Annotated in this window: 10 protein-coding genes; 4 read left to right on the top strand and 6 right to left on the bottom strand. The window is 70.1% G+C overall.

Features of this window, described 5'->3' with window-relative positions:
• Positions 1-82: 82 nt before the first annotated feature.
• The 4 genes from VFZ70_04620 (at position 83) to VFZ70_04635 (ending at position 6814) form a co-directional block, all read left to right on the top strand.
• On the top strand, positions 83-1513 hold the full coding sequence (locus tag VFZ70_04620) for an ammonium transporter (GenBank protein HEX6255073.1): 1431 nt from the start codon (positions 83-85) through the stop codon (positions 1511-1513).
• Between the two features lie 253 nt (positions 1514-1766).
• On the top strand, positions 1767-3113 hold the full coding sequence (locus VFZ70_04625) for a glutamine synthetase family protein (protein ID HEX6255074.1): 1347 nt from the start codon (positions 1767-1769) through the stop codon (positions 3111-3113).
• Between the two features lie 15 nt (positions 3114-3128).
• A complete protein-coding gene (locus VFZ70_04630) occupies positions 3129-5990 on the top strand; it encodes a bifunctional [glutamine synthetase] adenylyltransferase/[glutamine synthetase]-adenylyl-L-tyrosine phosphorylase (protein ID HEX6255075.1) in 2862 nt (953 codons plus the stop codon).
• Positions 5987-6814 (top strand): Cof-type HAD-IIB family hydrolase, encoded by an 828-nt coding sequence (locus VFZ70_04635; protein ID HEX6255076.1) that lies wholly within the window; start codon positions 5987-5989, stop codon positions 6812-6814. The genes VFZ70_04630 and VFZ70_04635 overlap by 4 nt, the downstream gene beginning before the upstream one ends.
• A gap of 71 nt (positions 6815-6885) precedes the next feature.
• On the opposite strand, the gene VFZ70_04640 is transcribed toward VFZ70_04635, so the two are convergent.
• The 6 genes from VFZ70_04640 to VFZ70_04665 all read right to left on the bottom strand — a co-directional run.
• Entirely contained in the window at positions 6886-7758 is an 873-nt protein-coding gene (locus VFZ70_04640) for a hypothetical protein (GenBank protein HEX6255077.1), read from the bottom strand.
• A gap of 140 nt (positions 7759-7898) precedes the next feature.
• Positions 7899-9320 (bottom strand): type I glutamate--ammonia ligase, encoded by a 1422-nt coding sequence (glnA, locus tag VFZ70_04645; GenBank protein ID HEX6255078.1) that lies wholly within the window; start codon positions 9318-9320, stop codon positions 7899-7901.
• 182 nt (positions 9321-9502) lie between these two features.
• Positions 9503-10687 (bottom strand): mechanosensitive ion channel family protein, encoded by a 1185-nt coding sequence (locus tag VFZ70_04650; GenBank protein ID HEX6255079.1) that lies wholly within the window; start codon positions 10685-10687, stop codon positions 9503-9505.
• Between the two features lie 79 nt (positions 10688-10766).
• Positions 10767-11717 (bottom strand): lipoyl synthase, encoded by a 951-nt coding sequence (gene lipA / locus VFZ70_04655; protein HEX6255080.1) that lies wholly within the window; start codon positions 11715-11717, stop codon positions 10767-10769.
• 87 nt (positions 11718-11804) lie between these two features.
• Positions 11805-12458 carry a lipoyl(octanoyl) transferase LipB gene (lipB, locus tag VFZ70_04660; GenBank protein HEX6255081.1) on the bottom strand — a complete coding sequence of 218 codons (654 nt, stop codon included), beginning with the start codon at positions 12456-12458 and terminating at the stop codon, positions 11805-11807.
• A gap of 29 nt (positions 12459-12487) precedes the next feature.
• Positions 12488-13743, bottom strand: a 1256-nt coding sequence (locus VFZ70_04665) for a dihydrolipoamide acetyltransferase family protein (protein ID HEX6255082.1), incomplete at its 5' end; no start/stop codon positions are given.

The raw sequence follows: 13743 nt of genomic DNA on the forward strand, positions 1-13743 counted from the left end.
TCAGCGCAGATCGTGCGTCTTGAGGCCACGGGATGGTCGGGCGCGTGTGCGTCCGGATGGCACGAGCCGAATAGGAGGCACGATGGCAAGGCGAATGTTGTTGATCGCAGGTTGCGCGCTGGGAACGGTGATGCTGCTCGCGGGGCCGGCCGCGGCGCAGGAGTTGAGCGAGACCGCCACGGTGCAGCTCAACCTCGACGTCGTGTTCTACATGCTGGCCATCGCGCTGGTGTTCATCATGCAGGCCGGGTTCGCGATGCTCGAGGGCGGGCTGACCCGCTCGAAGAACGCCGCGAACATCATGATGAAGAACATCGCGGACATGTCGTTCGGTATCGTGGCGTACTTCCTCGTCGGCTTCGGTCTGATGTACGGCGCGAGCGCTGCCGGCCTCATCGGCACCGACTCGTTCGCACTGATGCCCGGCAGCTACACCGACGGCCTGACGGCGCCGGTCACCGAGGCGGGCGCCATCCCGATCGGCGTGGACTTCATGTACCAGGCGGTCTTCGCCGCCACCGCGGGCACGATCGTGTCCGGTGCGGTCGCGGGGCGCATCAAGTTCATCGCGTTCGTCGCGATCTCCGTCGCGCTCACCGCGGTCATCTACCCGATCGTGGGGCACTGGGTGTGGGGCGGCGGCTGGCTGTCAGAGCTCGGCTACACCGACTTCGCCGGATCCAGCGTCGTGCACATGACCGGTGGTGTCGCCGCGCTGACCCTGGCCGCGATCCTCGGTCCGCGTCGGGGCAAGTTCGCGCCGGACGGCTCTGCTCGGGTCATCCCCGGTCACAGCGCACCGCTGGTCGCGCTCGGCACCTTCATCCTGTTCTTCGGCTGGTTCGGTTTCAACGGCGGGTCCGTGCTCGCCGCTGACGGCGTCGCCGTCGCGCCCGTGCTGACGACGACCACGCTGGCCGGCTGCGCGGGCGGCATCTCGGCGATGCTGTTCACGTGGATCCGCTACGGCAAGCCCGACCTGTCGATGACCTGCAACGGCATCCTCGCCGGCCTCGTGGGCATCACGGCCGGACCGGACCTCGTCGGTGGCATCGGCGCCCTGGGCGTCGGCGTCGTCGGCGGTGTGCTGGTCGCCCTGTCGGTCGCCGCCGTCGACAAGCTCGGCGTCGACGACGCGGTCGGCGCGTTCAGCGTGCACGGCACCTGCGGTGCGCTCGGCTGCGTGTGGCTGGCCCTGTTCGGCAACGAGGTCGGGCTGTTCACCGGTGGCGGTGCGTCCCAGCTGATCACCCAGCTCGTCGGTGTCGTCTCGATCGCGGTGTTCGTCGCGATCATGGCCGCCATCGTCGGGTTCGCCCTGAAGGCCGCCGGTGCGCTGCGCGTCTCCGAGGAGGAGGAGGTCGAGGGTCTCGACATCCACGAGCACGGCATGTACGGCTACCCGGAGGCCGCGCTCGGGTCACAGGTCTATCCGGCCGGACCGCGCACCTCGCCGAACGGTGAGATCGTCGCGCCGCAGGCCGACGACCGGCGGGTCCTGCAGGACTCGTAGCCACCGCCGTTGCCAGCCGATCCGACCCATGACACGACCGGCCCTCGCACCAGACCTCGAGGGCCGGTCTCCTGTGCCGGCGCGCGGTCGCGTGTGCTGCTGACCGTCCGCGCCGGCGGGCCGCCGACCTCGCGTGCCGCACCATGATCGGGGTCCGGTCATGACGGCGTCGGGCCGGCGACCGGCGGTACCATCGCCGTCACCTGACGACGCCGAGGGCGTGCGGTTCAGGCGGGCGAGGGAGGCTGCCGACGTGGACAAGCAACAGGAGTACGTGCTCCGCACGGTCGAGGAGCGCGACATCCGCTTCATCCGCCTGTGGTTCACCGATGTGCTCGGCATGCTCAAGTCGGTGGCGATCACGTCGTCGGAGCTCGAGAGCGCGTTCCGCGAGGGCATCGGCTTCGACGGCTCCGCCGTCGACGGCTTCGCGCGCGTCCAGGAGTCGGACATGCTGGCCGTGCCCGATGCGACGACGTTCCAGGTCCTGCCGTGGCGACCGCGCGACCGCGGTGTCGCGCGGATGTTCTGCGACATCTTCACGCCCGAGGGCGAACCGTTCGTCGGCGACCCCCGTCACGTGCTGCGCCGCGCCCTGCAGCGGGCGCAGGATCTCGGGTTCACGTTCTACGTGCACCCGGAGATCGAGTTCTTCCTGTTCCGGTCAGCCGAGGAACCGGTCCCGCTGGACTCGGGTGGCTACTTCGACCTGACACCGACAGAGATGCAGTCGGACTTCCGGCGCGACGCGATCCAGACGCTGGAGGCCATGGGCATCAGCGTCGAGTACTCGCACCACGAGGTCGCACCGAGCCAGCACGAGATCGATCTGCGCTACGCCGATGCGCTGTCGATGGCCGACAACGTCATGACCTACCGCATGGTGGTCAAAGAGGTCGCCATGCAGCACGGGGTGTACGCGACCTTCATGCCCAAGCCGCTCGCCGAGCACTGGGGCAGCGCGATGCACACGCACGTGTCGCTGTTCGAGGGCGACACAAACGCGTTCCACGACCCCGACGATCCGGCGAACCTGTCGTCCGTCGCCCGCCAGTTCGTCGCCGGGCTGCTGACGCACGCGCGCGAGATCAGCGCCGTGTGCTGCCAGTGGGTCAACAGCTACAAGCGCCTGTCGGCGGCAATGCGCGGGCCGTTTCCCACCGGTGAGGCTCCCGTGCACGTCTCATGGGGCCGCTACAACCGCTCGGCGCTGATCAGGGTGCCGACGTACAAGCCGTCGAAGAGCGCGTCGGCACGGGTCGAGCTACGCGTCCCCGACCCGGCCTGCAACCCGTACCTGATGTTCGCCGTCGTGCTGGCCGCCGGCCTGCGGGGCATCGAGAAGGGCTACGACCTCGTGCCCGAGACCGAGGGCAACATCTTCGAGATGACCGACGCGCAACGTCGCGCCGCGGGCATCGCCAGCCTGCCGGGCAACCTCGACGAGGCGCTGCGCGAGATGGAGGCCTCCGAACTGATCGCCGAGACGCTCGGTGAGCACGTCTTCGACTTCTTCCTGCGCAACAAGCGTGTCGAGTGGGACGCGTACCGCGCGCAGGTGACGCCGTACGAGGTCCAGCGCTACCTGCCGATGCTGTAAGCGCGTCGCCACGTGATGACCGATCTCGACGGGCGGCTGCTCGCGCTGTTCGGGCTGGACAGCGGCAGCGCCGCCGAGCAACTGGCTCCCCTCGGCCTCGCCGGCGACGATCTCGTTCGCGTGCTCGAACGACTGGGCCTCGGGGCCCATCCACCGACCGCGCTGTCCGCCGTGTGCGACCTCGCGGCGCGTGACGCCGACGCCTGGCATGCGCTCGCGCAGTCCGACGACCACCTACGGCGCCTCGCATTCCTCGCGGGTGCCAGCGACGCCCTGCCCGATCTGGTCGTGCGGTCCGCCGCCGCGCGCGATGTGCTGCGCGGCGACCTGACCGCGTGGTCGTTCGACGACGTGCACGAGCGGGCACGCGCCGCGCTCGACCACGACGGCGCGACCACGCTGGCCGAGTTGCAGCGGCTCGGCGCGTTGCGCGTCGCGCTGCGCGATCTGCTCGGCATGGCAGACACCCCGACCGCGACGGCCGAGCTGTCCGACCTGGCCGAGGGCGTCATTGGCGCCGCCTTCGGCCACGTCACCGACGGCGATGACATCGGTCTCGCGGTCATCGCGATGGGCAAGCTGGGCGGACGCGAGCTCAACTACGTCTCCGACGTCGACCTGCTGTTCGTCGCGAGCGACGCCGATGCGACATCCGATGCGGCGCGGTCGTTGCTCGACGTGCTCGGTTCGGTCACGCCCGCCGGCAGGGTCTACGAGATCGACACCAACCTGCGTCCCGAGGGCAGCGACGGCGCGCTGGTGCGCAGCATCGCGGCCTACGAGCGCTACTACACACGCTGGGCGAAGACGTGGGAGTTCCAGGCACTGCTCAAGGCCCGACCGATCGCAGGGGACGCCGCGCTGGGTGACGAGTTCACCACGCTGGTCGAGCCGTTCGTGTGGCCCGAGCGCCTCGCGGACGGCGCCGTGGCCGAGATCCAGCGGATGAAGACGGTCGTCGAGCGCAGCGCGCCCGTGCGCTCGGCCGGTGCCCGTCAGCTCAAGCTCGCGCCGGGCGGCCTGCGCGACATCGAGTTCGCCGTCCAGCTGCTACAGCTCGTCCACGGGCGCGCGGACGCGCGCCTGCGCACGACCAACACCCTGGACGGCCTGGCCGCACTCGCCGCCGGCGGCTACATCGATGACGGCGACGCGAACCTGTTCAGCGACGCCTACCAGTTCCTGCGCACCATCGAGCACCGGCTGCAGCTGCGCCGCATGCGACGCACCCACGTCGTTCCCGACGACCGCCGCGACCGGCGCCGACTGGCCCGGGCGTTCGGCTTCCGTGACATCCGGGCGGCCGACGCCCTCGAGCAGTTCGACCGCGAGTTCTCCCGCGTGCAGGGCTATGTCCGTCGGCTGCACGAGAAACTGTTCTACCGGCCGCTGCTCACCCGCTTCGGCGAGCTGACCTCCGCGGAACAACGCCAGCTCGGTCATGGCCTGGACGAGCAGGCGGCGCGCGAGCGACTGGAGGCGCTGGGCTTCGTCGCCGCCAAGCGCGCCGTCACTCATCTCGACGCGATGGTCGGCGGGACGACCCGGCTCGCGCGCGTGCTGCGGACGACGCTGCCCGCGGTGCTGCCCACCCTGGCGTCGGCGCCGGATCCCGATGGCGGGCTGATCGAGCTGCGCACGCTGTGTGAGCGGCTCGAACGGGATCCCACGCTGCTGACAACCCTGCGCGACGCGCCGCCGAGCGGTGAGCTGCTCGTCATGCTGCTGGGGCGCTCGCGGCGGATCGGCTCGTGGCTCGTCCGCGACCCCGACCTCATCAGCCGCCTGGGCGATCCGTCGACGCTCGACGAGCCGTTCGACCTCGATGCCGTCCACACCCAGCTCGACGCACTGCTGGCACGAGCCGGTGACGCCGAGTACCGCGCGTCGGCGATCGGGCGACGACTGCGCCGCGAGCTGGTGTGGACCGCGATCCGCGATCTGTCCGGCCACACTGATGTCGAAGCCGTCACCGAGCACCTGGCCGGCGTGGCCGACGCCGTGCTCGACGTGGCGGTGCGGCTCGCGGTCGCCGACGCCGAGGTCGATCTGGCTGTGATCGGCCTCGGCAGGCTGGGCGCGGGCGAGCTGGGATATGCGAGCGATCTCGATGTGATGGTGGTGTTCGATCCGCCGGATGCGCGTGAGGAGGCGCGCGCCGCGGTCGAACGCATGGTTTCGCTCGTCGCCGTCATCGCGCCGACGGCGCCCGCGTTCACGATCGATCTCGGGCTGCGTCCCGAGGGACGGGACGGGCCGCTCGCGCGGACCCTGGAGTCCTACGCGCGCTACTACGAACGCTGGGCGCAGCCGTGGGAGTTCCTCGCGCTGACGCAGGCGCGGGTGGTCGCGGGCGACCGCGATCTGGGGCGCCGGTGGATGGAGCTGGTCGCCGGTCATGTCTACGAGGACCCGGCGTCCATTGACCGGCTCAGTGCGGTCCGGTCGATGAAGGCGCGTGTGGAACGTGAACGTGCCCGCGGGCGCGACGGCGAGGTGGATCTCAAGCTCGGTACCGGTGGCCTGTCGGACATCGAGTGGACGGTGCAACTGCTGGCACTGGCGCACGGTGGGCGCCACGAGGCGTTGCGCCGACCCGGCACGCGGGCGGGCCTGACCGCCGCCGCCGACACCGGCTACATCGACGAGCGCCAGCACGGCTGGCTGCTGCACGGCTGGCGCACGTTGACGCAGCTCCGCAACGTGCTGTACCTCATGGGGGAGCGCTCGAGCCACGTGCTGCGCGCACGCAGCGACGTCCGCGCGCACGCCGCGCAGCTCCTCGGGTACGACCCGCCGGGGATCCAACGGCTCGAGGAGGAACTGCGCCGCTCGATGCGCCGGGTCCGCAACGTCCACGAGCAGGTGTTCTATTGAACCTCGACGTCGGAAGGGACGCGACGCCGACGCGGCCCGCGCTCGTCGCGATCGACTTCGACGGCACGCTGCTGCGCAGCGACGGGACCATCAGCGAGCGGACGGCGGCGACGGTCCGGCAGGTCGACGACGCGGGCATCCGCGTGCTGATCGTCACCGGGCGACCGCCCCGGTGGCTGGGGCCGATCGCCGAGTTGCTGGGCAACACCGGGATCGCGGTCGCCGCCAACGGCGCGCTGGTCGTCGACCTTGCCACGTCGGAGGTTGTCGACAGCGCCCACCTTGACGTCGACACGGCCAGGGCGGTCATCCACCGCCTGCGCGCCGCGTTTCCCGGCACGACGTTCGGCGTCGAGCGCCCCGACGGGTTCGCGCACGAGCGCGGCTACCCGCGTGGCATCCGCAACTCCGAGCGGATGCCGCAGGTCGCCTACGCCGACAGCGATGACGAACTGCTGGCCGAGCCACCGGTCAAGATCCTCGCGCGCGTGTCCGACGTCGACATCGACGCGGCGGCCGCGCGGGCGATCGACGTGCTCGGCGGGGCGGCCAGCGTCTACTTCTCGGGTGCCGACCTGTTGGAGATCGCCGCCGCGCACGTCAGCAAGGCCGCCACGCTCGAGCGGCTCGCGGCGCAGTGGGACATCGCCGCGGCGGCGGTCATTGCGTTCGGCGACATGCCCAACGACATCCCGATGCTCGAGTGGGCCGGGCACGCGGTCGCCGTCGCCAACGCGCACCCCAGCGTGCACGCCGTCGCCGACACGGTCACCGCATCCAACGACGAGGACGGCGTCGCCCTGGTGCTCGAACGCTACGTGTGACGTGCACCACCGCGTTGCGGGTAGCCAGATGACCACATCGCGTCACCAGGCTCCCGGCAACCTGTCGCGCGTCAGTCGACCGGCTGCAGCAGCCCCTCCAGCTCCACACGGTCGCCCCAGCGCTGCTGCGCCCACGCGCGCGCCTCGTCGGTCGCGGCGATCACCTGGACCACCACGACGCCGCGCTCGGTGTCGGGATACGAGCCGAGGGGCGGTCCCAGCGGCGTTCCACCGTCCTCCTGCGCCGCGATCACCTCGTCCTGCAGGGCGGACAGTTCGGCCATCGACGGCAGGTCCCGCTCGACCACGCACAGCGGCCCACCGTAGTCATGGCGGATCAACGCGGTGATGTCCTCCGCGCGCCCCGGCGGGACGACAACCGTCAGCACGAACGGCCCGTCCCAGGCACCCGCGGGGTCCGACACGCGGATCGTGGACACCCCCGCCCGCTCCAGTGGTTCGATCACCGCGTCCACCTCCTCGTAGCCGTGCGAGGGGTCCACGACGTCGGGCTCATCGCAGCCGGGGGCGAGCTCCGCGGGGTCCAGCGGTGGCGGTTCCGGCCAGGCCGACGCCGGCTCGGCGGGGTGGGTCAGTGTCAGCCGCTCGCCGTCCCAGGTGCCGGTCAGCACGGCGTCGACCCAGGTCACGCCGCTGGCCGACTCCTCGCCGCCGATCGCGTCCCAGTCCCAGCCGACGATCTCCGGACCGCCGCACTGGGGCGGGTACGACTCGGCCACGGCGTGGCACATCATCGGCGCGCCGTCCGGCTTCTCCAGCACCGTCGCGAGCGTCCGGTACTCCTGCGGCGCCCCGCCCGTGGTCGCCTGCGTCGGCGTGGCGGCGGCGGACCCGTCCGTCGGCGCTCCGCTCGGCGTCGCCTCGCCGCAGGCACCGACCAGCGACAGCGCCATGACGACCAGCAGTGTCTTGAACCGTCCCACGGTCGTTGGACGTCGCCGGCCGCACAGTCGTTCCGACACAGCCAACCCCGCGAGCGATGCGATCCGGACACCAGTGACACTACCGGCGGCGTGACTGGTGTCCGGAACAGCTCGTTCGGCGCGCTGGCACGCGGTGGGGTCTAGATGTCGTAGTACATGTGGAACTCGTAGGGGTGCGGACGCAGGCGGACCTGCGACACCTCGTTGTCCATCTTGTAGCCGATCCAGCCCTCGATGACGTCCTCGGTGAAGACGCCGCCCTCGAGCAGGTACTCGTGGTCGTCGCCCAGCGCTGCCAGCGCCTCCTCGAGGCTCGCCGGCACGCTCGGCAGGCTCTCGAGCTCCTCGCGTGGCAGCTCGTAGATGTCCTTGTCGACCGGGTCGGGCGGCTCGATCTTGTTGCGGATGCCGTCCAGGCCGGCCATGAGCATCGCCGAGAATGCCAGGTACGGGTTGCACGACGGGTCGGGCACGCGGAACTCGACGCGCTTGGCCTTCGGCGACTGCGAGTACAGCGGCACGCGGCACGCGGCCGAGCGGTTGCGCTGGCTGTACACCAGGTTGACCGGTGCCTCGTAGCCCGGTACGAGCCGCCGGTACGAGTTGGTGGTCGGGTTGCTGAAGGCCAGCACGCTGGGGGCGTGGGTCAGCAGGCCGCCGATGTACCAGCGCGCCATGTCCGACAGGCCCGCGTAGCCGGCCTCGTCGTAGAACAGTGGCTCGTCACCGTTCCACAGCGACTGGTGGGTGTGCATGCCCGAGCCGTTGTCCTCGAAGATCGGCTTGGGCATGAACGTGACGGTCTTGCCGTACTTGTGCGCCACGTTCTTGACGATGTACTTGTACATCATCAGCTTGTCGGCGGTGCGCAGCAGGCTGTCGAAGACCATGTCGATCTCGGCCTGGCCCGCCGTGCCCACCTCGTGGTGCTGCACCTCGATCGGGATCCCGGCCGCCTCGAGCTCGAGCACCATCTCGGACCGCAGATCCTGGTAGTGGTCCATCGGCGGCACCGGAAAGTAGCCCTCCTTGTGCCGCGGCTTGTAGCCGAGGTTCGGGCCTTCCGCCTTGCCCGTGTTCCACGCGGCCTCTACCGAGTCGACGTAGAAGTAGGAGTGGGACGGCTTCGTGTCGAACCGCACGTCGTCGAGGATGAAGAACTCGGCCTCAGGCCCGAAGTATGCGGTGTCGGCGACACCCGTCCCCGCGAGGTGCTGCTCCGCCTTCCTGGCGATGTAGCGGGGGTCGCGGCTGTAGGACTCGCCGGTCACCGGGTCGTGGACGAAGCAGTTGATGTTCAGCGTCGGGTGCTGGCGGAAGGGATCGACCTGTGCGGTGTCGGGATCAGGGATCAGGATCATGTCGGATTCCTGGATCTCCTGGAACCCGCGGATGCTCGACCCGTCGAATCCGAGGCCGTCGGCGAAGACATCCTCGGTCAGCTCGTGGGCCGGCACCGAGAAGTGCTGCATCAGCCCGGGAAGGTCGCAGAAGCGCAGATCGACGAACTGGATGCCCTCGTCCTCGATCCGGCCAAGTACGTCGTCAGGTGAACTCGCCAACGTTGCTCCTCTCGTGTGTGGGGGCGGCGCGTTCGACTCGCCCCGGCGCCGGACCCTAGCCGACGCCGTGCACGCCATGACCCACGGAGGTCCTCGCGCGTCGGGCAACCATAGCCACGGCGGTTGTCGCGGCCATTACTCGACTGTTTCGCTGCCGTAACATCGTCCGCGCGACGTTCAGGTCAGCGGTCCTCGCCCTCGCTCTGCGCGGAGTCGGCCGTGTCACCATCGTCGTCCGCCGACATCGGTGGGGCGCTCTCGTAGTCGCCCGTCCGGGCCCGGTGACGCGTGCGCGGCTCGGAGGACGCGGGCACCTCGCCGTTGCCCGCCGCCACGTCGTCGCCGCCTTCGGTGCGCATCCACACGACCTGTTGCGGGAAGGGGATCTCGATGCCGGCGTCATCGAACGCGGCCTTCAGGCGCAACCGCAGCTCGCGGCTGACCGCCCACTGCTGCGCGGGCACCACCTTGAGAACCAGGCGGATCATCACGGCGCTGTCGGCGAACTGCTCGACGCCCCAGACGTCGGGTTCCTCCAGCACGAGGCCGCGCCAGTCGTCGTCATGCCACAGCGCGTCGGCGGTCGACTTGATGACCGAGATCGCCTGGTTGAGGTCGGTGCCGTACGCCACGGGGATGTCCAGCAGCGACCGCGACCACTGCTGGCTGAGGTTGCCGACTCGGACGATCTCACCGTTCGGCACGTGCCAGAGCACACCGTCGACGGCGCGCAGGCGGGTGGTGCGCAGCGTGATCCCCTCGACGACGCCGGTCGCGGGGCCGACGTCGACGATGTCGCCGACGCCGTACTGGTCCTCGAGCAGCATGAAGATGCCCGAGATGAAGTCCTTGACCAGCGACTGGGCACCGAAGCCGAGTGCCACGCCGACGATGCCCGCACCGGCGATCAGCGGTCCGAGGTTGACGTCGACGGTCTTCAACGACGCGGCGGCAACGAAGATCGCCGCCGTCCAGACGATCAGGCTCGCGAGGCTGCGCAGGACGTTGCCGAGCGTCTCGGTGCGCATCGCCGCGCGCGCCGGATCGATCGACTGGGTCGACGCGATCGACAGGCGCTTGCGACGACCGCCGTCGGCGCGCTCCTGACGGTTCTCGACCATGTCGGTGACGATCGAGCGGATCGCCCGGCGCACGATGCGCACGAGCACCCACGCGATGAAGAAGATCCCGACGGTCCGCAGGATGTCGGGGACGAGCACGCCGAGCAGCTGGGCCCAGAACTCGCTGTTGGTCAGGTCGAGGAAGTACGAGCAGATCTGGCTGTCGTCGCAGGCCTGCTGCGCCTCCTCGCCGAGGTTGCCCTGCTGTGCGAGAAGCAGGCCGTGCAGGTGGGGAACGCTCCACATGTGCGCGTCACCTTCTCGTGCGCGTGGGTGGGTGGGGGGTACGGCGAGCCGGCAACGCTAGCGCGACCGTGCCCGGGTGTCAGCCCGCGACGCCGACGGGATCGGGGCGGCGCCAGACGCCGGCGCGTTCGGCCTGACGGCCGGCGCGGTACGACGAGCGGACGAGCGGCCCGGACTCGACCCAGTCGAAGCCCATGTCCATGCCGATGCGGTGGTAGCGCTCGAACTCGGCGGGCTCCACGTACCGCTGCAGCGCGAGGTGCCGGTGGGTGGGCTGGAGGTACTGGTTGATGGTCAGCAGCTGGCAGCCCACCGAGCGCAGATCGCGCATCGCGTCGACCACCTCGTCCTCGGTCTCGCCCATGCCGAGCATCAGGTTGGACTTGGTGGCGCTGCGCGACCAGCGGCGTGCGCGGTCCAGCAGCTCGAGGCTGCGGTCGTAGCGGAACCCGGGCCTCACGTGGCGGAACAGCCGGCGCGGTGTCTCGAGGTTGTGTGCCAACACCTCCGGCTCGGACTCGAGGACCATCCGCAGCGGTTCCTCGCGGCCGCGGAAGTCATCGACGAGCAGCTCCACCCCGCAGTGGGGTAGCCGCTGCTTGATCTGCCGACAGGTCTCGGCGTAGAGCCAGGCGGCGCCGTCGGGCAGGTCGTCGCGCGCGACACCGGTCACGACCGCGAAGTTCAGGCCCATCTTCTCAACCGCCTCGGCCACGCGGCGTGGCTCGTCCCGGTCGTACTCGGTCGGCTTACCGGTCGCGATCTCGCAGAAGCCGCACCGCCGTGTGCAATCCGGGCCGCCGATCAGCACGGTGGCGTCCCGGTCCTCCCAGCACTCGTGGATGTTGGGACAGCCCGCCTCCTCGCACACGGTGTGCAGGTCGTTCTCGCGCATGGTGCGTTTGAGGTCGCGATAGTTGGGGCCTGCCAGCGGCACCTGCCGCTTGATCCACGACGGCTTGCGCTGCGCGACGGACGGCGCGCCGACCACGGTCAGCCGTGTGGCGCCGTCGGGGATGATCGAGCTCACGTGCTGTGACCTTCGGTCGTGTGCGGAGCCGTGGACCTCACCGATTCTAGGTGCGTCCCGGTGGTGCGGAGCGGTCGGGGACACCACTCACGCCGCCTGTCCGGCGGCGTCGAGACCGGCGGCGTCGGACCAGCGCACCGGTCGGTCGAGTCCCCGGGCCAGCGCGTCGACGAGTGCGCGTGCGACGCCGTCGGTCGACGTCCGCACACCCAACGACGCCAGCGAGCACACCCCGCGGCCGCGGATGCCGCACGCCACGATGCCGTCGTAGTCCGACAGGTCCGGATCGACGTTGAACGCCAACCCGTGGCTGGTGGAGCCACGGCGTACCCGGACACCGATCGCCGCGAGCTTCTCGTCGCCCACCCACACGCCGGGCAGTGCGGGCTCGGCGTGGGCGGTGATGCCGTGCATGGCCGCCACCGCGATGCACGCTTCCTGCAGCACGCCGACGTAGCGGCGCACCTCGCGCGAGCTGTCGAGGCGGATGATCGGGTAGATCACGACCTGTCCGGGGCCGTGGTAGGTGATGTCACCACCACGGTCGGCACGCACCACAGGGATCGTCGACGCGTCGAGCACGTTGTCCGGGTCGGCGTTGCGCCCAGCGGTGTAGACCGCCGCGTGCTCGCAGACGACGAGCACGTCCCCGCGCTCGTCGTTCGCGCGTTCGGCCGCGAGCCTGTGCTGCAGATCGAGCGCGTCGCCGTAGTCGACGCGCCCGATGTCAACGGCGATCACGGTCGCACCGCGGCCGTGATCGCGGTGCGTCACACGCCGAGCTCGGCCTCCCAGTCATGGGTCTCGACGACCTCCTTGACGTCGGTGACGTAGCGTGCCGCGTCGGCCCCGTCGAGGATCTGGTGGTCGTAGGTCAGGCAGAGGTACACCAGATCACGGATCGCGATGGTGTCGCCCAGCCCGTCGTTGACGACCTTCGGGCGCTTCTGGATCGCGCCCGTGCCCATGATCGCGACCTCGGGGTAGTTCAGGATCGGGGTGTCGATCAGGACGCCGCGGCTGCCGGTGTTGGTGACCGTGAAGGTGCCGCCCTGGATGTCGGACATCTCGAGCTGACCCTTGCCACGCGCCTTGCCGGCGACCTCGGCGATGTTGCGAGCCAGCGCCGCTAGCGTCAGATCGTCGGCGTTCTTGATGTTCGGGACCAGCAGACCCTTCTCGGTGTCGACCGCGATGCCGAGGTTCACGTAGTCGCGGTACAGCACCTCGCCCGCGTCCCAGTCCACCCGCGCGTTGACCGTCGGGTGGCGCCTGATCGCGAGGATCGCCGCGCGGGCCAGGAAGGCGAACGGCGACAGCGACGCACCCTCGCGCTGCTTGAACTCGTCCTTGTGCTGGGCGCGCAGCCGCATGATGTGGGTCATGTCGGCCTCCTGCACCGTGGTCAGCTGCGCGGTGTTGGTCAGCGACTCCTGCATCTTCGCCGCGATGCGCTGGCGGATGCGCGTCAGCTTCTCGACCCGCTCGCGCTCGCCGGCCTCGAAGCCGGACCTGTCGTCGCCGCGGCCGGCTCTCGTCGGCTGCGGCGCCTTCTTCGGCTCGGCCTCCGGCTTCTTCGCCTTCTCGGCCTCGGCTCCGTCACCACTGTCGATCGCGGCCTGGACGTCCTCACGCGTGATGCGCCCGCCCTGACCGGAGCCTTCGATCTGCTCCGGGTCGAGATCGTGCTCGGCGATCATCCGGCGCACGATCGGTGACATCAGTGCGTCGCCACCAGCGACCCCGCCGTTGCCGGCGCTGTCGCCGCTGGGCTGCGACTCCTCGGCGTCGCCGGCCTTGTACTGATCGGCGTCGGCGTCGGTCTCCGCGTCCTCGTCCGCTCCGGCGTCCTCGGCCGTGTCCTGTCCGCCGCCACCACCGCCGGCGCCGATGATGGCCACGACGGTGCCGACCTCGACGGTCTCGTCGACCTCGACCTTGATCTCCTTGAGCACCCCGCTGGCGGGGGAGGGGACCTCGGTGTCGATCTTGTCCGACGACAGCTCGAACAGGGGATCGTCCTCGT

The sequence above is a fragment of the Euzebyales bacterium genome, assembly GCA_036374135.1.
GTDB lineage: Bacteria > Actinomycetota > Nitriliruptoria > Euzebyales > JAHELV01 > JAHELV01.